A 23,824-nucleotide genomic window follows, 5' to 3' on the forward strand; every position below is an offset into this window, starting at 1 on the left:
ATTACTACTTGATTGTCAATTCAAACTTCGCACCCACATCGCTTACAAATACAATTTTCCCGTTACTCGGAAGTTTAACTTGCGTAAGACCGCTGATCGTAGAGAAATTTACACACCTACCATTCTCATCATAAACAGCAAAGGAACCTTTAGCTGGTAGCTCTACTGTCATCAACTTTCCTGATGCTGTCTCAGGTATTTCATACCATCTCGCATATCCATCTGCTTGGATGGTTACCAATGATTGCGGGCCGGCATAGATAGGTTTAATGGCATCCTGTGATATAAAATATTGGTTTCCAACCTTAAGGTACTCCACACCCTCTTTATTTTCAAAAACAAGATCCGCAAGATCGCGCCCACCTAAAGTTGGAATTTGCACAGTCATTTCAGCTTTATTCGGGCCAGTTATTTTATTCGAGCCCATATAGCCCGGTGCATCAGGGAACATAGCAATACCAGCTACTGGCATACTCATGTAAAATTGTGAGCTATACTTCTCGCTGACATCAAAATACATTTTTCCTTGACGCTGCTGCCATGCTGACAAAACCTCATTGGATAAAGAATTCGCCTCTAGCTTTTCTGCTGCATATTGAGTACTGGCAGTCTCACCAAGCCCTGGAATAACTCCGTACCCTTGACTCCAAAGATAGATACGACCATTGCCCTCCTTCACAAAGCTAACTTTACTCGTACCCACTGCATCTAAGAATTCACCATTCGTATGATACGAAAATTTCTGAGCTGGCATTGTAGGTGCCATGATCGAAGAGATACTCAATTCCCCAGCTTTACTAATTTCTATCTTCATTAGCTGCGTAGAATCAGCATAAACACCTGCATAACTTAACAAATCCTCTGGCATCTTCTCTTTGTTCGTGGCTTTAAATGTAGTCGTAGCTTTCAGTTCCTTGATAACTCCCTTTTCTTGTAGAGCACTGAGCAAAATTTCGTTAGCAAGCATCTGATCGGTTGTGCTCGATCCTCCAGAAGATACCACAGCTGCTGCCATCCGCTGTTCTGGCAACACGACAAGTGAAGTATGATACAGACTTGTATCCCCGCCCTTAGTCAGAGCTTTGATCTCGTATTGATTGAATGGATATAAATTCACACTGTCCCAGCCCAATCCATATGCGAACGAATTATCGATTCCTTTTGGCCACATTCCACGTTTATATTCCTCTTGCTCCATCGCTTTTACTGATTTTTCTGACAGAATCCCTTTCGATCCTCCAGTGAAAATAGTTGCAAAGCGCACCAAATCTTCAGCCGTGGAATAGATGCCCCCTGTTCCAATTACGTTAATGGTCTCTTTGGGTAAAGCGGCTGGGTAGGTAGCATTGTATACACTTGCCAACTGGCTGGAATCCACAGAATCTACTGGCGTTTTCGTATGCTGAAGCCCTAAAGGACCTGTAAAATTTTGATGAATGAATGTAGTGAAGTCCATGCCACTGACTTTCTCAACAATCAACTCCGCCAGCGTAAATCCATCATTACAATATACAGAGTACGCACCTGGATCTGCCTTTAGTCGTTGTGTTGACAAAGTCGCTAGCAAATTATCTTTGGCGATAGAATCAGAATCATTAAATAAGAAAGAATTTGATAAGTTCGAACCCCCAAGACCTGATGAGTGATTCAACAGCATACGTACGGTGATTTGCTTATAACGTGAATCTTCCATCGTAAAATTATTCAAATAAGTTACAATGGGAGCCTCTAAATCAACTTTCCCTTGTTCTACGAGCTTCATAATAGAAGCTGCCGTATAAACCTTACTCGTCGAGCCAATTCCATACATCGTTGTAACGCTTGGTGCCGTCTTGCTCTCCACATGGCTATATCCTGCTTGGCCGCTCACAACGATTGTATCCCCATCCATCAGAGCATATTGGAGACTCGTCGTTCCTATCTTTTCCGTTAAGAATGCTGCCTTCTCAGCCGCCACCTTCTGAGTGTTCACGTACGTTTGCGTTTTTCCACTATCCGCTGCAAAAGCATTCGTAGGAATATACACGACTAAAAGCAGAAATACCATCAACAGGGATATTATTTTCTTCTTCATACATTCCCTCCCTCTATGAATTTGTCATTCCTTTTAAGGGTAATTTATCCATATGAGAATGTAAAGTAAGTTTATATCATACGCTAATCCATTAATTCTACTTTGTCTCCGATTCTGATTTCCCCTGTCTTAACTACAGAAGCATACACACCGAAGTGTAGTTCAAACTCTTGGTTCAGTTTTTTCAATAGTTTAGGGTCTCTTTCCAGACTATCCGGGTCCATCGTGATAACCATACATCTCTCACAAAAACTATCTACCTGTAGCTGCACTTCTCCAATGGAGAGCTGCCGACCGATCCAATCCCCTTCAAAAAGCGATTCATCATTTAAAGCGATAACAAAGTTCCCACGAAAACGTCGCTGATCTAAGGAATTTCCCCATGATGCCTCAAGCTTCTTTAAGCTGGCATCCGTAATGAGTAAGATACTAGCGCCATCCACTGATAACAGTTGTGGATGCTCCGGTTGTGGATGCGAAGCTTTTATAGTAGACATGGAGATTTGTGTTTTAGTTTGGCTTTGAATCTCTTCCAACAAACGCTCGTCCCACCCAAAGGTTCGTCCATCCGAAGCTCTTACATGAATATCTCCATTGATAAATTGGGCTTGATAGGTAAGCATTTTAGGATTATTTCTAGCCGTAAAATAACGCCACCATCCCTCTTTTGACTCATCATAAAAGGCACAGAAACGATCCCCAAGCATTCCATATGGTTCTATCATACAGGTTTCCAATCGTTCACCTGCGAATGACTTGACTGGATAGCGGTTAATTTCTCGGATTTCACCAACGATTGATTGCACAGTACAACCCCTCCACTTTCTATAAATGCACGTATTCTCTAATATTACCTGAAACCGCTTGACTCTTGCACCCTTATTTTCACAACAACACATAGCTTCGAATGGTTCTTGTTTACATAAAAATTTATATATTTTAATAGAATATATGTTTTATACTAAGACTATTACATATGGTGGAAAGAATATGAGAGGTGAATAGCAGTGCGGCCCTATGAATTGCACAGTTTCGATTTTGCTTTTACACATGCTGTAATTGGAATGGCGCTTGTTTCGTTTGATGGAACGCTCTTGAAATGGAATTCCGCCTTAAGTGCCCTTTTGGGATATGATCATAGCGAGTTACTAACATCCTCTTCATCTGTTCGTACGCTTCTAAGTCAGATCCGTGAAATTGCTGAGCTTGAAGAGTCTTTTTCCTCGTTTAACATCCATCCGCATCGTTACCAACAGGATTACTTCAAACCAACTGGACAACTATTATGCCTAGAGATCTCCATCTCTATCATTTCAGATACCAATGGTGCCCCCCAATATTATTTCATTCAATTCGAAAATAAGACGATCATCAAGCAGATAGAAACGCAGCTGCAGGAAGTAGAAACTAATCTGTTGGAGAAAGATGATTCTTTCTTACAGCTGCTAGAGGAATTACCTCTGACCGTGGTGATTACAATAAACGGGATTGTTCAGTATGCGAATTCAGCGGGTTTACAATTAATCCATGCGGAAAGCCTTGATCAAGTATTAGGTTCATCTACTACTAGTATTGTAGACCTTTCCAATTATCAAATTCTTCAAGAACGAAGGGAAAGATATCACAGCGGTAATACGTCAGGCTCCGTTTGCTACTTAATTAATTGCTTAAATGGTCAGCAGAAATATGTGGATGGGTTCACGCTACCGATAATCTTCAATGGAAGCAAAGCATTTATTGGAATTTTTAAAGATATCTCACAGCAAATGCTGGAAGAAGAACGGCTAATCCAATCCGAGAAATTATCCACCGCAGGGCAATTAGCAGCTGGAATTGCTCATGAAATCAGAAATCCGCTTACAGCCATTAACGGCTTTATGAAGCTGCTTCGCTCTTCCGAGCGCATGAATGATAAATATTTTTTCATTATAGAGTCCGAATTGAAACGCATCGAGTTTATCGTCAACGAACTGCTCGTCTTATCCAAACCACAAACGACGCATATCAGTAAGCCTGTCGATTTATTATCTTTGCTCGAGCAAGTTACTACATTAATGAATGGTCAAGCTGCACTAAGAAACCTTAAGATTCTCCCTGTCTGTGCAGATCAATCCATTTGGATTCATGGAGAGGCTTATCAGCTTAAGCAGGTGTTTATTAATTTACTTAAAAATGCGATGGAAGCAATGAATAATGGAGGAAACATATATATTCATGTGCATACAACTGAAAGTGAATCCCGAATTAGTGTACAGGATGAAGGTTGCGGGATGTCAGAGGAACAGATCAAAGCACTTGGCAAACCATTTTATACGACAAAAGAATCAGGAACTGGCCTTGGGTTTATGATCACACAAAATATTGTACATAATCATGGCGGAGCTATAACAGTAGAAAGTATTCCTGAGCAAGGTACCACTTTTACAGTAACCCTTCCAATGATATTAGAGCCTGAGGAAGCTGCGATCTAGCATTTGATGAACCACAATGAATGATCCTTATTCATACTAGTATCCATACCTTCGTAGTGAGGTTCCGCTTAACGGACCGTATTGCACTTATTCCCTATTAACAAGTCCATTCCCGGGTAATTTGGGGAGAATAACGGTGCTGGCTCGTTTATGTTAGCGTCAGCACATTGTATTCAGTTTTTCGCATACATTTGGCTCGTTTATGTTAGCATCAGCACATTGTATTCGGTTTTTCGCATACATTTGGCTCGTTTATGTTAGCGTCAGCACATTGTATTCGGTTTTTCGCATACATTTGGCTCGTTTATGTTACCGTCAGCACATTGTATTCGGTTTTTCGCATACATTTGGCTCGTTTATGTTACCGTTAGCACATTGTATTCGGTTTTTCGCATACATTTGGCTCCTTTAAGTTACCGTTAGCACATTGTATTCGGTTTTTCGCATACATTTGGCTCCTTTAAGTTACCGTTAGCACATTGTATTCGGTTTTTCGCATACATTTGGCTCCTTTAAGTTACCGTTAGCACATTGTATTCGGTTTTTCGCATACATTTGGCTCGTTTATGTTAGTGGCGGCACATTGTATTCGATTTTTCGCATACATTTGACTCGTTTAGTTAGCGGCGGCACATTGCATTCGGTTTTTCGCATACATTTCTCCACAATCTCGAAATTTTATAATTCTATTATAGTAAGCATATACGCCTTCGGCCTCCTTTAAAGCTGGTAAGCGTTATAAGTGAGAATGATAAGGATAATGTATAACGAAAAAGAAGCTCCAGTATGGTCATAGCCCCGTCAAGTAGACAGTAAAAAAGAAGCCTTCTAAGCGGCGATCTGGTTCCGGTACTCTTCCGGAGACAGGTCGCCGAGTTTTTTTTGGAAACGTTCCTTGTTGTAATAAAGAATGTATTCCCTAACCAAATGTTCAGCATTTTCTAAATTCTTGGGCTTCTCCAAATACAATTTCTCGGTCTTCAGGTGAGAAAAAAATGACTCTATACAAGCATTGTCATAACAGTTCCCCCGGCGAGAGTGGCTACCGACCAAACCCTTGTCCTCTAAAACCTGGGCATACGTCCGAGTCGTGTACTGAAAGCCCTGGTCAGAGTGTAGGAGAGCCTTTGAGTCTTGGAGAGATTTCACAGTATCTATCACAAGCTTTAAGTCATTACGGACAGAGATTCTCCAAGCCACAACCTCGTTATTGTATAGATCCATCACTACAGATAAGTAGACAAATTCGTGGCCTGTACGGATATAGGTAATATCCGTGACTAACTTTTGCTGAAGAGCGTGGGCTGTGAATTCCTGGTTGAGTACGTTTGGAAATAAGACAGAAGGCTTACGTCCGGCAAACGGGCGTTTCTTGCGAATCACCGATTGGATGCCTAGCTCTCTCATCAACCTGCGAACTTTCTTATGGTTTACGGGGAATCCCTCTTTGCGAAGCGCTGTACGCATTCGCTTATAGCCATAGGCAGGACGTAGCCGATGAATGGCTAAGATATGTTCCTTAAGGTTCGCATCCTTCTCTTGGCGTTCTTCCCGCAGGTCAGAGGTCTTTTTCCATTTGTAGTATGCAGCCCGGGACAATTCAGCCAGTTTGCACAGCCAAACAATCGGGTATCGCTTGCTCATTTCTTGAATGGATTGGCACCGGATATTTGTATCCAACTTCCCTCCCCATGTAGATTGGGATTGAGCTTTTTTAAGTATTCGACCTGTGCCTTCAAATACGCAATTTCTTCGTCTTTACTGTCAAAATGTTTCCTTCCACCTTTACCGCGTCGGTCCTCAAAGGACTCCCCACTTTTAAACTTACGTATCCATCTCACCAACTGAGCATCGCTCTTGATGTCGAGTTTTTCTAGAATCTGTGAATAGCTCATATGTTCCTCTAAGTGAAGACGAACCGCCTCTTTCTTCAACTCTTCTGAATACTTCGTAAACGTCTGCCCTTTTTTAGCCATGAAAAATCCCCTCCGGTCGACTGTGTTAAACACATGATACCATGTGCTCTTTTTTCACTGTCAACCATGAGGGGATAATACCAGTAGCATTAGCTGCTGGAACTTCTTTCATTATGGTGCAAGTGATCAAAAAAGCGAAACAGGAATGAGCTTTCTTCCTCCCTTGACTAGAGTGGATTCTAGCATGTCCCCTTTCATACCTCCGAAATAGAGCTGCCAGTATACACCAAAGCGAACGCTGACGTCATTCTTCACAAGCTCCGGCGGCGTAACAATCAGCCATTGAAATTTGAGAGCCTTAGAAATTTCAAACACGGGATCAAGTACGTTATTAGAAACCATTTCTCCAAAAGGATTGTCATATAAAAAGACCGTCCATCCTTTGTTCTCACGATTCACACGTTTATGCGTCATGATCATCATGGCTACCAGCAGCTGTACAGATTGACGCTGTCCACCACTGCCGACAGCCTCATCCAGCGCACCGCGATTGATGACCTCCCAGTCGGAATAATGATAGTCTTCCGGAGCGGCATAGAGGAAGTAATTCTCCGTTACCGGTTTATATACCTGAAGAATCGGGAAGCGATTCTGAAGTGCCGCATAGACGATTCGTCCATCATTAATAACCTCTTTGATTACCACCGCTGGCACTTGTTCAATCTTTGGATATTTTGCAAGCAGTTCCTGGATACATCGATTGAAATAGTCGCTCACCATCGGCTCTACTTCATCGCTTGCTCTCGGTACATTGATATTCTTATAATTCAGTCGTACCAGCGGGAAGGCATAATTATTCTCATTATGAATAATCATCCGTCGTTCCATTCGCTTCATAATATCAATGATTTGTACTACACGATAAGAAGCCCGAGCTACCCACATCTTACGGGAATGATCCATATCTTCCTTATCGTTTTGAATGCTCTCAATCTGATCACGCGAACTACGTAACATCGAATCTAGGACTTGCTGAGCAATAGCGAAGTTATCCCAATGTACCGTATTTAAACGATCCAGAATCTTGGTCTCCAGTTCAGAATTCCGTTCATTCTTGGCAAGTTTTCCGGTTAATGAGTTTTTCTCTTCCTTCACTTTCCTGGAGACCTCATCCCGTCTAACCCGGCTATCCTTAATCCGAAGAAGCCAGTCAGCAACGAGAGACTCGCAGCTTTCTCTTACACTCAGCATTAATTCTTCTGGCACAGTCCGTAAATTAACCCGCTCCTCAATATGTGCATTCATGATTTTGATTTGATTGGATAACGTCTGAATGAATGCATCCATTCGTTCCAAAGATCGCTTACACTGATTAAGCATGTGCTCATTCTCTTGGAAACGCTCTTGAATGTCAGTCTCTTTTTGCTCGAGTGGCTCATTCCAAATCTCTACGGCACGCTCGTGTTTCTCTTTGATTCCTTTTTCTACCTTGCGCAGTTCCTTCTGCAAATTGTCCAACTCGGTCTGGCAACGGATGAAAGAGTCGTGAACCATCTGATAGTCTTCTTCTAACGAAGAGGTTTCCGACTTTTGACGGTTTCTTGCAGCCATAATGGATTCGGTAGATTCAGCAGGTTCTGCCACCTTCCGCCAATCCACATCAACTTGGTTCAGGCTGACTTCAAGCTCTGTTAGATTCTCGCTGGCCGCTTTGATCTGGGCGGCTCTTGTTCGAATTTCAAGCTCATTCTCCGTCAACGATTGCTGCAGACTTTCAACGGTACTGAGCTGCTGCAACAGAAGATTCTGTTCTACTGGATCAATTGGTGTGGTTTCGATATCATCTGAAAGCTGGTGATATGCCGGAAATACAATCTCAGGAAACCAATGCTGCAGTCTAGGAAATAGAGCATACTTGGCATCTCCCATCCACTTCTCGCGCTCTCCGCCAAGGCTTACCATTTGCGCTTCAAGATGCTCGAGCTGCTGGTCTTTATTCGCCATTTCCTTGCTAACCAGACCCTTACGATCTGTATAATTTTTCTTCTCCTTTTGAGCCTGCTCATGCTTCTTCGTACGTTCAATCCAGGCTTGTAATGCTATAGCTCTCTGCTCATGCTCTGCACTAAGTGACTTATACTCGGAGATTTCCCGACAGATCCGAGTAAGCGTGCCCTCGTTCTCATCCATCTCGTTGCTCAGACTGATAATGCGCTGCTGAAGTTCACTCTGCAGTTTCAAAAGGGCATTGCGTTTAACTGTAATCGTCACGGTGTTCTCTGTTTGGTATAACCGCTCGTATTCGTGACGCACAGATTTCAACTTCGATAAATAAGCCTCTGCGTCCTGAAGCACCTGTTCTTGTTCCTTAAGCTTCGCCTGGATCCCGCTCTTAAAGTTTAAGAAACGATCTGGTTCAAGTACCATCTGTGGTCCTTGGTTAGCTAAAAGCTTAAAAGAAACTTGATCTAGAGCTGCCATTTCTTCACGAATAAAGATAGGCACCGCTGATTTTAGTAGTGTGTCCTTCAGCAAATCCGGTTTAATTTTATCAGCTTCACGCCGGGTTACAATCAGACTATAAGGTAAAAGCGGATGACGCTCTAGCTCTTCCTCACGTTCAAGATATGGACGATCGTTTAAATAGGAACTGCCCGGTGTGGATTGAATTTTAAGCGAATCGAGTGTATCCTTAACCGCCAAAATATCTGAATTCGGCAGCCAGTAGGATTGATTTTGAAGTTCCACATCCATGAGCTGATTGTAGTAATCCCGTCTAGAACGTTTAGTCTGCTGCTCCACCTCATCTATTTTGCGGATAAATCGTAGTTGAATCGTATCCTTCTCTTCAAAAAGACCAGTAGCTCCCAAACGATTATGTTCATCAAACATTTCCAGCAGCACAACGATTTGTGACCATAACTGTGATTCTTTATAAGTCTGAGAATCGAGCTGTACCCCAAGCTCATCAATCTCTCGTTCATAAGAGCGATGTTTCTCACTGAGCTCGGCATGATTCTTATGCAGCACCAGCTTTCGGTTCTCAGCCTCTTTATGCTGTTCCTCTAACGCTTCCATATCCAGAAGTATCGTTTTGGCAGCAGAAATCGTACGTTGAAGCGCCGCCACCGGAGTATGGGCAGCTTCTTGACCATGCTGGGCTGCGAATGTGCCAAGCTCTTCTGTATATTGCCGGATAGATAACGTCAATTCATTAATCTGAATATCCAGACCTGCTAACTCCAGCAGAAAGCTCTCCCGCTCCTTGCGCAGACCTTTTTCTTCACTCGTCAGAGCCCGCTCCGCGGTTCCAAACCCACTGATCGTTTGTTGCCAGAGGTTAAACACCACATCCCACTGTTTCCGAAGCTTTTCTTTAGCCGCCAGAATGACCTCTTGACGTTCTTTCATCTCTAAGGAACCTTCGATGGCTTGAATTTCTTTCTGCCACTGCTCTATTTGTCGTGTGTGGAGCATACGTTTGGCCAAGAAATGAGCCACTTCTAGCTTTTTCTCCTGAGCCTTGGAATGGTCCAACCGCCCACGTGCACGTCCCTGATCATCACTGAGCTTTTTGAACTCTTCCTGTTTTAGCTCCAGTTCTTCCTTGCTGCGCAAATACTTGAGATTGTCTGTCTCAAATCGTAATTGCTTCGCTTCCTGATAACGCCCAGCCAGTTCATTAGCAACCTTACTTCGCTCTTCTTCTGCATTTTTCTGCTCTTCATAGATAACCGTATAGATCTGACGTCCACGCAGTTCAGTTTCTTGAACGGCGTTCTCTGCTTCAACTCCTAGCTTCACCAGCTCATATAATGGCGCAGCCATTCCAAGAAACTCTGTGTAGACTTGTTCCCGTTGTTCAAGCATCGGTAGGCGTTGAGCTACTGTCGCCGTGTCAATAAACATCCGCTGCAGCGTATTGTCTTCTTCTTTTGGTCCCTCATTCAGACTGGAGCCGATTTCAGGGATAATTAGCTTTTCGAATAAGTTATGGTTGGTAAAGGCATCATTCTTTTTAAAATAACCTTTAATACCGCCCTCTTCTCCATTGATTCGCCGCATATTACGCCACTCGGCGATATGAATATCCCGAGTAGCCAGGAAATCATAATATCTTTTTAAATCCGAGCTGTGGCTACCGAAAGGTACAATTTCTCCCCGCCGATCTCGTATAAATTGCTGTATCGTTTCAAAACTCGTAGGTTCAGCAGACTCTTCATCAAAGAGCGGCAACGTAGAAAGGGTAAGTTCAGACGCTTCACCGTAATCTGTAAGTGCGTACAGTAAGTAATCTACTTTTATGTCCTGCTGATCCAGCGAATTATGTGCTGTCATGGCAATACCAGTCGTCATGTACTCATTACGCTCACTGTTGTCGAGATGCCATTCGATAGCTACGTGAAAGGTGTAAGGTTTAAGTTGTTTTTTATGGTTATGAAAAAATGCTTCAACCTGGTTCTCACTGTCTTTTCCCCATGGCGTTTTGGGCATTAATAACTGAAATATGGATTGCAGCAGTACGCCCTTCCCGCCGCCATTCATAAGCGTTATAAGGGTATTGGCCGGCCCCTCTTCGTTGCAGAGGTCCAGAATCATATCATCATATTTCTTGAGCATTTTCTCGTATTTAAGTCCTGTAATTCGTATGCGTTCAATCCGCGGCATTAGTAGCACCGTCTTTCTCAGCTAAAGTTCGTCCAATGAGTTTCTTTAATTCCTGATACCGGTCAACATCATGATATAAATACCGCATTCTCTCATAAAGCTCTTCCCGCGGGAATATGCGCTTCTCTGACTCTGAGATGAACACGAGCTTCTCCTCTTCCAGGAGCTTCATACCTTCATGAATCAGCCCAATTCGTGAGCCTGCGCCTCTTGTCAGAAGATCGCTCTCTTCCTGACTCTTAGTTTGCATATAGAGGTTAGCCCACACCTTCGACATCGCTTGGATATCCAACCGCCACTGCTGGCTAAACTGACCTTCATCATCCATCTGTATCCAAGCTTGAAAAAGTGAAGACACCTGATCGGATATCTGTATATAGGACATACTGTCCTGTCCGGACTTAAAATGAGTCTCGTCCTGGTCCATCTCGGCCAGAAAAACAAGGATGATAATATTAATGATATGTAAATGAGTTTTGCGCTCAATTCGTGAGTATTTATTCTTCAACTGGGTAAAGTTGGTGGCGAACACTGACCCGAGTGGATTGACGAGCAGATGGAGACGTTGTCCGGAATTCATCACTCGGCAGCCTGCCTCCTTGGCAACATATTGAAGCGCATCATATGTTCCAGCGTCCTGCAGGCATTCTGCCGCCGCAGGATCATCGAGAGGAATTACTTTTTTACGAAGTAATTCAAAAAATAGCCGTGAAGCTTGCTGTACCTGTTCTAATGTATAACTCATGCTTGTAACCTCTCACCTCTCCACGATCTTAATAATATATGGACTCATGTCCAGACCAGACCAGCGTACCCTCGAGTATGGTTCTGGAGCAATGCTCGTCCGCAGCAGCTTGCCGCGCAAGCTCTCCAGTTGAGGATCATCCTCTAGTACATACCGGATTAGCAACTGGCATTCATCGGATCCGTTGCTGTTCTCTGGAGCTTGTTCTTGTACTGTAATTTCAGAATGAAAAAACTGCACCCATAGATCTATAGCATCCGGTGTACGTGCCCAACGTGTTAATTCCTCCGAGGTAAAAGCTTCCTCAGTAAACGTAAAGCTTCCACACTCGGCTAAAGCATTGAACACAGGCTTCCACAGTTCAACGACTTCCGTCCAAGGAATCCCCTTAGGAATATATTGAACGGTCTCCGCATCTATCTCATCATCAAGTTCATCCATCACAAATTCGGGAATAAAACCAACCTCTTGCTCCTCCCAAGCCCAGGGAAGCGGATAAACAAAATCCTGATTCGGAGCAAACAAACCGCCAAGAAGCAGTTCAAGGCTGTCGCCGCTTGGAAGCCCCTCTTCTTTAACCCATTCCTCCCAGATATGAGTACGGAAGTTAAATCCGGCTGCTCCCCAGAATAATTCAGGGAAGTTCAATCTTAAATTAGTCTCCACCTCAAAAATGTTCAAGACTATCTCGGCCAGTTCATCGTGTACTCGCCTAGAGAGCTCCACTCGTTCTGAAAGAATACGAATCTCGTTAAAGTCGATCACATCTTTCTCGTCATTGGCAAGCCGGGCCAGAGAACGATGAATATTATCAAAATGCTTGCGTTCTTCCTCGAACTGCTGATGAATTTCTTCGAGTCGCTGATGCCGAGCCACTCCAAATTCACTGAAAATATGCTTCGGGTTACGGCGCAATGCATTCCTGTATTCCTGCTGCTCATGGGTCATCTTCCGAACCCGGGAGATAAGCTCATTCACATCCTGAAGTGCCCTTGTTACACGTCCATGCTTAATATGCATTTGAATCTCAAGCAGCTTGATGCTGATCTGGAACTCTTCAATAATCTCATGACTCATAAAAATAAGCTCCATTGCGTATTCGGAGAGTCGATAGATTGTTCTGCCGTTCTCTTCCCAGCTACTGCGGGTCGCATCCTCGTCCACCATGAAATACTTATATTTCTGCACAGCCATTTGCTGAGCTGCATCATCATAATAGTAGGATTCGAAATCTCCGCCATTTCCGCTCCAGAGCAGGCCGTCCACTAAACGTTCTACGGATTCGGTAGTCCCGAGATTCGCAATATTAAAGCGTTCCAGTGCAGTCCAAGCCAGCGCTATAATATCTTCCTTGGATCTTCTCTCATTGGACTCTAGCTCCAAATAATAGACCTGCAACAAGATGCTTAAAGACACCATTTCTTTGTAAGGTTGGATTTCGCCAAGGTTCATCCCAGCCCCCAGATTCCATAGGGGATTTAATCGTTTGTTTCGTTCGCCAAAATCCGACCAATTCATCTTTCTGCCAACCTCGCCATCAGTTCTAGTTTGCTACTAAACAAAAATAAAACCCGTATACATCCGTATAGGGTTCTGAAGTACGCGAATATATGTTTCTATTATATCAATTCATCGAAGGTTGTGCTATTTATTGTTAAACAAAATCTTATAAGGACGGAGACAATTAAATGCCCCCGTCCCTACTATATCATTTTGTTGCTACTTCACAGATCCGAGCATCCCTTGTACAAATTGTTTCTGCAGCAAGAAGAAGATTAATACTGTCGGCAATGTAGTGATAACTATGGAAACCATAATCATTCCATAATCTGGATTATAAGACGAAGCTAACGATGACACGATCAAAGGCAGTGTTTTCTTATCCTGACTTTGGAGTGCAATCAACGGCCACAGGAAGTTATTCCAATTACTCATGAATGTAATAATCGCTGCTGCCGCATAGGTTGGTTTCATGGTTGGCATATACACTTTTGTGAATAATCTCAATTCACCCAGCCCATCCACACGACCTGCTTGCAGCAATTCTCGCGGGAAGGATTTGGTATTCTGCATAAAAAAGAAAATCATAAACGCGGTTGTAATGGTAGGCAGAATAACTGCTACAGGCGTGTTTAAAATTCCAAATTTACTGAACATCCGGAACAGTGGAATCATGATCGCTGCAAACGGCATCATCATGGAGAGCATTAGAATACCAAACAGGCGATCTTTACCTTTCGTCCGATAAATCTCAAATCCATACCCTGCGATCGAGCTAAGCAGCAATGTTAGGAGGGAACCCACGACCGCGATCAGAGCAGAATTCCAGAACGCCTGGCCAAGGTTGGTCGAGCCGAATAAATGATTTACATTATCGGAAAGGCTTGAGCCAAACGAGAATTTTCCTTTTACTATATCCGAAGAAGTATTCGTCATCCCAATAAGCATCCATACAAAAGGAAATAGAGAAATGACAGACGCTATGATTAAAAAGAAATGAATGATTGATTTATTTAACTTGCTCAATCTTTTTCGCCTCCCACCTTAAGTTGAAGAAATGCCAACACAGCTACCATGATTACAATGGCATAGGAGACTGTAGCCGCATAACCAAAGTTAGGAGTATATACGAACGATAGGTTATAGATATAATTCGATATCGTCATTGTCGAGTTACCCGGCCCACCATTGGTAATATTAACGACCTCATCAAATAATTGCAGCGTACCATTCGTTGAGATAATTGCTGTAAACAAAATAATTGGTTTCAACATTGGTGTAGTGATACTGAAGAACTGCCGAGTCTTAGAAGCTCCATCAATAGAAGCCGCCTCATACACACTAGGATCAATATTTTGCATAGCAGATAAATAGAAAATCATGTTATAACCCGTCCAACGCCATGTGATTGCTAGAATAATAACAATACGTGCCCAAAGGGGATCAGTGAGCCATCCAACAGGCTCACTCACTAAATGAATGGACATAAGCATACGGTTGAGAATACCGTCTACAGAGAATATGCTTTTGAACAAGACTGCATAAGACACCAATGAGGTTACACACGGGAGAAAAATCGCCGTACGATAAAACCCCTTAAAGCGCAAACCAGGCATATTAAGAAAATAAGCAATGATTAAGCCCAAGAACAACATAATCGGCACCTGAATAACCAGGTATAATAAAGTGTTCGAGACCGCTTGTCTAAACATAGGGTCGGAGAATAGACGCACATAGTTTTTGAGTCCTACAAAACTGTACACAGTCCCTTTCCCTGATTGAAATGATAACAGTAATGATTGAATCATGGGATAGAAGCTAAACAGCATTATGATCAGTGAAGGCCATAATACGAACTGCCATCCCGCGATAGTAGATTTATTCCACTTTTTCTCCATATCCTATCCCCACCTGCTAACTTTATATTTATTGCACCTGTTGTTCGAACAATTTTTGGATGTTAGCTAAGCTTTGCGTCAAATCCGCGCCATTCAGAATGTTTGGCAATTCATTTTTAAGTGCATCTTTTGCTTCCTGTGTATACATTCCCAGAGAAATCCCCGGAACTTCTGTAGACCATTTCGTGAAATCGCTGTAGATAGCTTGACCACCAAAGAACTCTGAGGTTTGACCATAAGCCTCACTGGAGAATGCCGGAATAAAGGAACCCACACCGCCATTTTCCGTCAAGAATCGCTCGTAGAATTCACTGCTGGAGCCCACTGTTTTGGACAGGAAATCAATCGCAAGATCTTTATTAGCTGAGCCATCAAGCACGAACCAGCTGGAACCGCCTTCATTCGATGCATTAACACCACCATCAATTCCTAATCTTGGCGTTGGCGCTACTTTCCATTTACCACTTTGATCTTTAGCGTCCATGATAGATGATACCTGCCACACTCCCGATACTACTGTAGCTACATCACCAGCATTAAAGCTGCCTACAAATTCACTCCAGCCTGTAACAGGCTTAGCAATCCCGGAATCAGATATCGCTTTGTATACACGAAGGGTCTCTGTCATTACAGGGTTATTAACAAAGTTTCCTTTATTGTCAGGTGTAATGTACCACGATCCACCCGATTGCAGAAGAATGGAGGTTAAGGCTTCATCATTGGGATTAATGGTCGCCATGTATTTGCCCGTCTTTTCTTTTACAATTTTACCGATTTCAATATAACGATCCCAAGTGATATTCTGTAAGTCTGCATCCGTAAAACCTGCTTCCTCCAGATAATCCGAGCGGTAGAACATACCTGTTGAACCAATATCAAAAGGAACACCATACATTTTACCGTCTACCTTAAGTGCATCGACCTTGTATGGAGAGAATTGAGTGTAATCAATCTTGTCACCAAAATCTGCGAAGGTATTTGGATATGAGTTTACATATTTTTGAATATTAGGATCATTTACCAGAATAATATCTGGAAGACCGTCTTTAACATCTGCTGCCAGATTAGTATTCAGCTTTTGTTCCAAGTCCGTTTTGGCCATTTCAACAACCTCTAGCTCAAAATCAGGATTTTCTTTTTTGTAAAGATCTTCAGCGATCTTTAAAGCTGCACCATTAAAGGAAGGGTCCCAGGCCCAAGCGATCACTTTTTTCTTAGTAGTACCGCTTTCATTTTTCTCCGCTGAATTTGATGACCCGCAAGCAGCGAGTACTGTTGCTGTCAATGATACTAAGAGCAATACTGATAACCATTTTTTCAATTTCTGCAACCCCTTTTGACTTTGAATGTAAGCGGTTCATTCTTTAACGCTTGAACCTAATTTTAGAGAATTCAAAATAATAAGTATAATAATCATTCGTTCTTTCTTAGTATTAATTATTGTTTATTTAATAAATGTTATTTTTTACCTAGTAAAAATTATGGTCGATAGCACTTTTTATTTGTATATAGCTTTTCAAACCAGATCCCTACCGTAATATGAAAGATTGTTATATGATGAGAAAAATACAACAAGAGAAATAACGGGGTGTCCTACTATGAACAATAACGTTTCAACCTATCGGGTGATGATCGTAGACGATGAAGCCATCCTTCGGACGGGGATTATGCATTTATGTAACTGGAGCAATTATGGAATTGAAATCGTTTCCCAGGTCTCAAATGGCCAAGAAGCGCTCGACCATATCGAATCCACTCGTCCACATGTCGTCATCACCGATATTGTGATGCCAGTTATGGATGGAATAGAATTCTCAAAGATCATGAAAGTGAAATATCCGGAAATTAAAATTATCGTATTAAGCAGCTACAGTGAATACGATTATGTTCGGGAAGTCTTTAAATACGGCGTTACTGATTATTTACTCAAGCCGAAAGTCTCTTCTGCTGAGCTTATAACTTTAATCCAGACATTGTGTGGTTCAGTGGACTTACATACATCCGGTAATATTCGTCCTAATCTGGACATTTCGTTGATCCTTGCCCAATGGTTTGAACATGATGCGTTACCAAATGAAGAATCTAAAGACTTGCTCACAAAATATTTCCGAGGAAATTGCTTTATGCTGGCAAAAGCCAGCAACAGCTTACTTCTGTCCAGAACAGAGTGGAGTCAAAACCAAATGGAGGAGTTCCTTCTTTCATTGGCGAAGCAACATTTATCTAACAACTTAACCTATTCTTTTATATTCCTTAAGACTGAATTTCTAATTCTCTTAAACTATGAAGAGACTGCAGCTCAAAATATAACGACATCCATTCAATCATTAGCTGAGGCCGTGAAAGAAAAACTTCTGTATATCTCATTTATTCTTTCCAATCCATTTTCCGGTTTAGAACAGATTAAGGAAGCCCATTTGCGATTAACACCGTACCTTGGCAAACTGATCTATTTCCCAACACAAGTAGTAGTTCCGGAAAATGCAATTCTCATTCCTACCGAAAAGGTATCTTTCGACCTGAACCAGTTTACTTCATTGTTACGGATTTTGGCTATAGATGACGCCAGAGAACAATTGAAAGCGTTTTTCCTGAAAATCTTATCTACACAGGACTATGACGAATATAGCTTGAAACGTTTATGTCAAAATCTCATCTATACGGCAATGAGTACACTTGAGCATATTAAGCAGCCCATTTCTGAGCTTGGTTCGTCCAGACTAAAGTTATTTAAAACCATTGATTTAGCCTATAGTATCAATGAATTAGAGAGTATTTTGATACAATTCCTAGATGCACTAAAATCCAGTATGAAACAATCAGATCAACAATCGATGATTCTGCACCAGATTTATGAATACGTCAACAAACATTATGCTAATGAAATCTCATTATCAGAAATGGCAAATACCTTGCATCTTAACTATAGTTACCTCTCCTCTTATTTCAAACAGCGAACGCAAGAGAATTTAACTACTTATATCAGCAGGGTGCGAATAGATAAAGCGAAAGAACTGCTGCTGGACCCTAATTTAACCGTATCAGAAATCAGTCGTTTAACCGGATTCTCAGAACATAATTATTTCTCGAAGGTATTCAAAAAAATGACTGGAAAGACTCCTGTGGAGTTCCGTACTCAAATCTCCCAGTAAAGACAGGTGAACGGCTTGCTACGTAAGAATAGTATCTTTATCAAAATTCTAACCCTTATGTTAATGGGGATTCTTGTAATCTCCTTCATCCTTACCATGGCCTCCTCGAAAATTTCAGAGCGGATTCTACTAAATCAAGTCGTGCAGAATTCATCCGCCAATATGAATTTGGTAAAGAATGATTTACTGCGATACAATGACCAGGTTGTGAATACGATGCTGCAGATAAACAGTAGTGTTGAATTTAAAAATTATATTACCAAGCCGGCTCTGACCTCACTTGAGCATACCAATCTGGTCATGAGTCTTGGAAGATATATTGATATCTACAAAGATTACCTCAGTCCCGATAACTCCCATATCATTGTTTCGGCAATGCCGGGAAAAGGAGGACGCCATTATTCAAGCAATAACTTGAAATGGGATAAAATACCTGATGAAATCGTATCGGATTATATGACGATTAATGGAGTTATCCCCAATCGAATTCAATATCATAGCAGTTCAGATCTTTTCAAAGAAACAGTACCCTATAAAAACTATATTTTTGCTACGAAACCTTTGGTAGATAGTGCTTCCGGTTCAATGTACGGATATACAGCCGTTGTTATGGACGAGCTTAACATCTATCTTAAATACAGCCCCTACATTTCGGAAGGCATTCATATCTCGCTTATCTCAGCAGAGGGTACGATTCTCTCCAGCAGCAATAAGGATTCCATAAGCACGTATAATTCCGTTCTTCTATTGAATGCCATGAACGCTGTGGAGCAAGGAGGTATCGTCACAAATTCAGAAAATAAACAAACCTATATTTCGTATTTCCTTCCGGAGTTTAATGCCTACATTATAGAGGAGGTTGATCAATTAACTGCATTTGCGCCGCTATATACAATCTCAAACGAAATCATCAAGGTAGTTAGCATTGTACTGGTGATTAGCATGTTGTTTGTCTATTGGCTTAGTAAACGAATCATTCAGCCCCTGAATCAGTTAGTCAATACGATGAAAACGTCCAAAGGGGACAGTCTGAAATTGCATCCCTTGCAGGAAGATGGCAGCTACGAGACTAATGTATTAACCAAAGCCTACAATCATCTGATTAGAGAAATTGACCGGTATACCGAAAGAGTCGTCTACGAACAGCAGGAACGCCGGAAGGCAGATCTCAATGCTCTGCAAATGCAAATTAACCCTCACTTCCTGTATAATACGCTGAGTTCGATCAAATATTTAGCCAACATGCATCGGACCCAACAGGTGGATCAAACGATCGATAGTCTCATCTCCATGCTTCAGAATACCTTAGGATCTACTGAGGATATGATTACTGTAAAACAGGAGATAGAGACTTTAAAGCATTATGTATTTATCAATCAGATCAGATACGGTGATCAAATCGGTGTCCACTTTGAGATTTCTGAAGACAGTACGGAGCTGTTGGTCCCCAAGCTGATCATCCAGCCTTTTGTGGAAAACGCGTTTTTCCATGCTTTCCCTGGATACGTCAGCGGCAATATTCAAATCTTCATCTCCCAGCGGGATGAGCATTTAATCATCGAAATTATGGACGATGGTATAGGGATGCCGAACGCTCTTGAGCAGGTGAATGTAAGCAAAAAACATCATTTATCAGGGATTGGCATCCAGAATGTTCATGATCGAATTCAGCTGCTCTTTGGATCACCTTATGGTATCCACATTGAAAGCGAGCCAGGTTATGGCACAGCCATAAAAATAATCATCCCTGCTGCGAAATATAGTTCATGATCAAAAAAAGGCAGCTAAATTATAGGGAGGTTTTCCCTCTTCCCCTTGTAGAGTACGCAAAAAAAGGGCTGCCCCAAAAGCCATGAAATGGCTGAATGGGACGCCCCGTTTTAATAACTACTCAGTAACACTTGGAGCACATGCCATACAATACTGCTCTAGTGTACTGTTTGGTAAGGGGATTATTTTGACCGTGCGGAACTGAAAGTGCTTATAAATGGGTAAATTGCTTGGTGTCTGTGTCTCTAACGTACATAATGCGTTCTTCTCACGGCATTCGGCGAGCAGCGGCTTCATGATTTTTGATACATAGCCTTGTCCACGGTAACGTTCTTGCACTGCAAGCATATCTAAATGCAAATACTTCTGATCCCCAAACATAGATAACCATAAGGAACTCATACTGCGCAATATGGATAACCCTCGAAAAAATCCTCGCACACCAATCATTCGGCAAATCGGTAAACACTTAATAATCGCAAGCCCAATTTGTTTCGTATAGTTAAGGTTCGCAATCAACGTCCCCGTTTGACGCTCCGAATGAAACACTAAGGCGACAGCTTCATAATTAGTTGACGTCGTTAATAAATCCGAATATGGATACAGCATTTCAATATAACGATGAAAAAAAATATTTAATACGCGGAGCCTGGTTGTTTCATCTGGCAAAATATGCTGATACAACGGATCATCCTTTGCGAAGGCTTCTGCCAGCACACTGGCGGCTTTCGGAATGTCCTGCCGATGAATTTTGAGTAATGTACTACAAATAATTCCACCTCATTTAATAGTCTTATGAATTAGTATAACTCCTTTAACTGAATATGGCACGATGGTTCTATTGTCATTTCTTTTTAGAATGCGATATGATGAGTAAGATTACAAAAATACTGGGAGGTAAAATGGAAGATATTATACTGTGGCTTAAATACTTGTTACTAGGGTTTGTTCAAGGGGCAACTGAGCCAATCCCCGTCTCCTCGAGCGGCCATTTGATCATTGCACAGAAATTACTAGGTTTAAAACAGAATGGGCTATCCTTTGAAATCTTAACAAATACAGCTTCACTAATTGCGATTTGTTTTATTTTCCGAAAAGATATTGGAAGATTAATCACTGGATTCATTCAATTTATTCTGACCCGCAAAGAGGAATATAAGTCGGATTTTCTATTCTCTTTGTACATCATCATTGGCACCTTGCCTGCTGTAATTGTTGCACTACTCTTTAAGGATCAGATTGAGGATATCTTCTCATCAGTTCATACCGTATCCATCGCCTTGCTTGTTACAGGGGTAGCTTTATGGTTGATCCGTAACCTGCGTGGCCGTAAACAAGATGGTGACTTAAAGGCGAAGGATGCAGTTATCGTCGGACTTGCCCAAGCAGTCGCTCTTATTCCCGGAATAAGTCGCTCTGGTGCAACTGTCATCTCTTCCATCGCTGTGGGAATGAAACAAGAAACTGCTTTACGCTTTTCTTTTATGCTTTATATTCCTGTCAGTTTGGGCGGACTTGTCATGGGCGTATCTGATATTGCCCACGATCCTAACCGCTCGCAGCTGGCGATTCCATACTTGATTGCGTTTATTACTACACTAATCGTCACCTATTTCTCTATGCGCTGGTTTATGGGGATTATGGCTAAGGGTAATTTGAAGTATTTTTCTTATTACTGCTTCTTGGCGGGAATCCTACTCCTCATCTTTATGTAAGTATACAATTCCCACAAAAAAAACCTCATGATTACTCTGTTATCGCAGAGATTGTCATGAGGGTTATTTATACTATTTCAACATGGAAATTACTTCATCGCTCGACCGAATCTTACCCATACGGGGAAAAATAGTTTTACACACATACTCATGCTCCTCTTTAGTAGAGGCAGTCATGGCATCCTCCACAAAAAATTGATTGTAACCAAGCTGATAAGCTTCTCTAGCTGTCGTATCCACACCGATGGATGTAGATATACCACACAATACGATCGTATCTATACCGCGGCGACGTAACTGCAAATCAAGATCTGTTCCGAAGAATGCACCCCACTGACGTTTAGATATCACATGTGCATTTTTGAAACTGGCTAATTCAGGCACAAGAGTATCCCAGCCTTCCGGAAAAGCTGCTGCACTCATCTTCAAATCTGTTTGAGGTCTTAACATATCATATCCATCTAACGATGATACTCTAACAAGTACAACAAATGCCCCCTTTTCAGTGAAGGCTTGAACTAAACTACTGCCTTTCTGAACCACCTGCTCACCTGTATGCGGTGCCTTATTAGGCATGTTAACAATTCCATTTTGCAAATCGATTACGACCAGTGCCGTTTTTTTTGCATCTATACATTCAGTTTCTGAGCTCTTTAATTCTTCCATTGTTTTCTCTCCTATTTATACTAAGTTTTTTATACACATTAAAATATACCCAACCTGCATTTATCAACAACAACGCACTCGTAATAAAGAATACATCCCGGATCTCAAACCAAGCTGCCACTTGCCCACCTAATACCGAACCCGCAAATGTGCCTAGATAACCTGCCGACATGTTAAGTCCAAATACTCTGCCTGTAAGAGCATCCGGCGTAATTTTCTTAACAAGGATATTAACAGAAGGCACTAAACCACCTGCCGCTAAACCTAGTAGAAAACGAAGACCCATTAACTGCCAAGGATTCTGCACAAACGCTTGTGGAATGAACAGAAGCCCTGCGGCTATAAGCGCTACTAGAATGACCTTTTGAGCACCTATTCGATCAGACAGCTTACCAAGTTTTGGAGCAGCTATGATGTTAGCCAGCCCTGAAGCTGAGAAGGTCATCCCTGCAAGCAGAGCCACATGGTTAGCACTCTTGGATAGCTGAGTCACATATACCGTAATAATCGGCTCTACAGAGTATAAAGCAACCGTTAGAATAAAGAAGGTCACGAACAAAGTGAGCGTTAGACTCTTCTCTGGAACACTGCTCCAGACTTCCTTGATACTAAGCGTTTTTTTAACTTCACGATGAAAAGACTCCTTCACAAACAAAGCAGTTGTAATGAAGGCAACGAGCATCAGTCCACCAGTAACAAAAAATGAACTTTGTAAACCCATGTTCTCTGCAATAAAACCGCCAATCGTAGGACCTAGCAAAGCACCTGCAATACTAGCCGTTGAAAGTGTTCCTAAAGCATAACCTGCATGTTCCTTATCCGTCTGAGTAGCGATTAATGTAGTACAAGCCGTACTATACCCTGTAATTGTGCCCTGAAGTAATCGAAGAGCAATTAATACATACACATTAGGCGCAAAACCCATACAGCTTATAACGATCGCCATCCCAAGACTCGCACGTAAAAGCATGGGTTTACGCCCGAACCTATCTGCCGCCTGCCCCCAAATGGGTGAGAAAATAGCTGAAACAATAAAGGTAATCCCAAACGCAAGGCCAGAAAACTGAGCAATGGAATCAGCATTATCTACGCCAAGATGCTTAATGAAAAGTGGCAAGACTGGCGCAATCTGACTCATACCCACACCTGTTACAAACATACCGAACCAGCAAACAATTAAGTTCCTTTTCCACATGGGCATAAAAAAAAGCCTTCTTTCTGCTAACAATAACAACCTCATATTAACAGT

General features: G+C 42.0%; 15 protein-coding genes and 1 pseudogene. 4 read left to right on the plus strand and 12 right to left on the minus strand.

All coding sequences use genetic code 11. The annotated features are described in order from the left end of the window. Nucleotides 1-4 precede the first annotated feature (4 nt). Together NSU15_RS19265 and NSU15_RS19270 are read right to left on the minus strand one after the other, a co-directional pair. A complete protein-coding gene (locus NSU15_RS19265; RefSeq protein WP_339287311.1) occupies nt 5-2,074 on the minus strand; it encodes a serine hydrolase domain-containing protein in 2,070 nt (689 codons plus the stop codon). Between the two features lie 83 nt (nt 2,075-2,157). Continuing rightward, the gene (locus NSU15_RS19270; protein ID WP_339287312.1) at nt 2,158-2,880 is read right to left on the minus strand and encodes an MOSC domain-containing protein; all 723 of its coding nucleotides are present in this window, start codon (nt 2,878-2,880) and stop codon (nt 2,158-2,160) included. A 216-nt stretch (nt 2,881-3,096) separates the two neighbouring features. Here NSU15_RS19270 and NSU15_RS19275 point away from each other — a divergent pair, with 216 nt between their 5' ends. Then, nucleotides 3,097-4,545 carry an ATP-binding protein gene (locus tag NSU15_RS19275; protein ID WP_339287313.1) on the plus strand — a complete coding sequence of 483 codons (1,449 nt, stop codon included), beginning with the start codon at nt 3,097-3,099 and terminating at the stop codon, nt 4,543-4,545. Between the two features lie 828 nt (nt 4,546-5,373). Here NSU15_RS19275 and NSU15_RS19280 read toward each other — a convergent pair. The 7 genes and pseudogenes from NSU15_RS19280 to NSU15_RS19310 all read right to left on the minus strand — a co-directional run bounded on the left by NSU15_RS19280 (nt 5,374) and on the right by NSU15_RS19310 (nt 16,593). Then, nucleotides 5,374-6,521: pseudogene (locus NSU15_RS19280) on the minus strand (IS3 family transposase). 126 nt (nt 6,522-6,647) lie between these two features. Further along, on the minus strand, nt 6,648-11,129 hold the full coding sequence (locus NSU15_RS19285; RefSeq protein ID WP_076121145.1) for a hypothetical protein: 4,482 nt from the start codon (nt 11,127-11,129) through the stop codon (nt 6,648-6,650). Next, nucleotides 11,116-11,874 carry a DUF6063 family protein gene (locus NSU15_RS19290; RefSeq protein WP_076121146.1) on the minus strand — a complete coding sequence of 253 codons (759 nt, stop codon included), beginning with the start codon at nt 11,872-11,874 and terminating at the stop codon, nt 11,116-11,118. Before NSU15_RS19290 ends, NSU15_RS19285 begins: the two co-directional genes overlap by 14 nt. Nucleotides 11,875-11,886: 12 nt before the next feature. Next, nucleotides 11,887-13,392 (minus strand): hypothetical protein, encoded by a 1,506-nt coding sequence (locus tag NSU15_RS19295; protein ID WP_139328626.1) that lies wholly within the window; start codon nt 13,390-13,392, stop codon nt 11,887-11,889. A gap of 201 nt (nt 13,393-13,593) precedes the next feature. Beyond that, complete coding sequence (locus NSU15_RS19300) at nt 13,594-14,400, minus strand: carbohydrate ABC transporter permease (RefSeq protein ID WP_339287314.1); 807 nt, start codon at nt 14,398-14,400, stop codon at nt 13,594-13,596. After that, entirely contained in the window at nt 14,397-15,272 is an 876-nt protein-coding gene (locus NSU15_RS19305; protein WP_076121149.1) for a sugar ABC transporter permease, read from the minus strand. Before NSU15_RS19305 ends, NSU15_RS19300 begins: the two co-directional genes overlap by 4 nt. Before the next feature lie 28 nt (nt 15,273-15,300). Further along, the gene (locus tag NSU15_RS19310; protein WP_076121150.1) at nt 15,301-16,593 is read right to left on the minus strand and encodes an ABC transporter substrate-binding protein; all 1,293 of its coding nucleotides are present in this window, start codon (nt 16,591-16,593) and stop codon (nt 15,301-15,303) included. A gap of 277 nt (nt 16,594-16,870) precedes the next feature. Here NSU15_RS19310 and NSU15_RS19315 point away from each other — a divergent pair, with 277 nt between their 5' ends. Together NSU15_RS19315 and NSU15_RS19320 are read left to right on the plus strand one after the other, a co-directional pair. Then, nucleotides 16,871-18,424: a response regulator gene (locus NSU15_RS19315; protein WP_339287315.1), complete on the plus strand. Its 1,554-nt coding sequence runs from the start codon at nt 16,871-16,873 to the stop codon at nt 18,422-18,424. A 96-nt stretch (nt 18,425-18,520) separates the two neighbouring features. Continuing rightward, nucleotides 18,521-20,194, plus strand: a complete 1,674-nt coding sequence (locus NSU15_RS19320; protein ID WP_170880369.1) for a sensor histidine kinase — start codon at nt 18,521-18,523, stop codon at nt 20,192-20,194. Between the two features lie 117 nt (nt 20,195-20,311). On the opposite strand, the gene NSU15_RS19325 is transcribed toward NSU15_RS19320, so the two are convergent. Beyond that, the gene (locus NSU15_RS19325) at nt 20,312-20,911 is read right to left on the minus strand and encodes a GNAT family N-acetyltransferase (RefSeq protein WP_249923644.1); all 600 of its coding nucleotides are present in this window, start codon (nt 20,909-20,911) and stop codon (nt 20,312-20,314) included. A gap of 185 nt (nt 20,912-21,096) precedes the next feature. Between NSU15_RS19325 and NSU15_RS19330 the strand changes: the two genes are divergently transcribed. Beyond that, entirely contained in the window at nt 21,097-21,909 is an 813-nt protein-coding gene (locus NSU15_RS19330; RefSeq protein WP_076121153.1) for an undecaprenyl-diphosphate phosphatase, read from the plus strand. Nucleotides 21,910-21,981: 72 nt separating this feature from the next. On the opposite strand, the gene NSU15_RS19335 is transcribed toward NSU15_RS19330, so the two are convergent. Continuing rightward, nucleotides 21,982-22,575, minus strand: coding sequence for a hydrolase (locus tag NSU15_RS19335; RefSeq protein ID WP_339287316.1), 594 nt, complete (start codon nt 22,573-22,575; stop codon nt 21,982-21,984). Next, on the minus strand, nt 22,547-23,776 hold the full coding sequence (locus tag NSU15_RS19340; protein ID WP_076121154.1) for a multidrug efflux MFS transporter: 1,230 nt from the start codon (nt 23,774-23,776) through the stop codon (nt 22,547-22,549). The genes NSU15_RS19335 and NSU15_RS19340 overlap by 29 nt, the downstream gene beginning before the upstream one ends. Nucleotides 23,777-23,824 lie beyond the last annotated feature (48 nt).

This window comes from Paenibacillus sp. FSL E2-0201, assembly GCF_037963325.1.
Classification (GTDB): Bacteria; Bacillota; Bacilli; order Paenibacillales; family Paenibacillaceae; genus Paenibacillus_AQ.

Coding starts and splice junctions, on each gene's coding strand:
- NSU15_RS19265 (WP_339287311.1), bottom strand. CDS start 2,074: ATGAAGAAGAAAATAATATCCCTGTTGATGGTATTTCTGCTTTTAGTC.
- NSU15_RS19285 (WP_076121145.1), bottom strand. CDS start 11,129: ATGCCGCGGATTGAACGCATACGAATTACAGGACTTAAATACGAGAAA.
- NSU15_RS19290 (WP_076121146.1), bottom strand. CDS start 11,874: ATGAGTTATACATTAGAACAGGTACAGCAAGCTTCACGGCTATTTTTT.
- NSU15_RS19295 (WP_139328626.1), bottom strand. CDS start 13,392: ATGAATTGGTCGGATTTTGGCGAACGAAACAAACGATTAAATCCCCTA.
- NSU15_RS19305 (WP_076121149.1), bottom strand. CDS start 15,272: ATGGAGAAAAAGTGGAATAAATCTACTATCGCGGGATGGCAGTTCGTA.
- NSU15_RS19315 (WP_339287315.1), top strand. CDS start 16,871: ATGAACAATAACGTTTCAACCTATCGGGTGATGATCGTAGACGATGAA.
- NSU15_RS19320 (WP_170880369.1), top strand. CDS start 18,521: ATGGCCTCCTCGAAAATTTCAGAGCGGATTCTACTAAATCAAGTCGTG.
- NSU15_RS19330 (WP_076121153.1), top strand. CDS start 21,097: ATGGAAGATATTATACTGTGGCTTAAATACTTGTTACTAGGGTTTGTT.
- NSU15_RS19335 (WP_339287316.1), bottom strand. CDS start 22,575: ATGGAAGAATTAAAGAGCTCAGAAACTGAATGTATAGATGCAAAAAAA.
- NSU15_RS19340 (WP_076121154.1), bottom strand. CDS start 23,776: ATGCCCATGTGGAAAAGGAACTTAATTGTTTGCTGGTTCGGTATGTTT.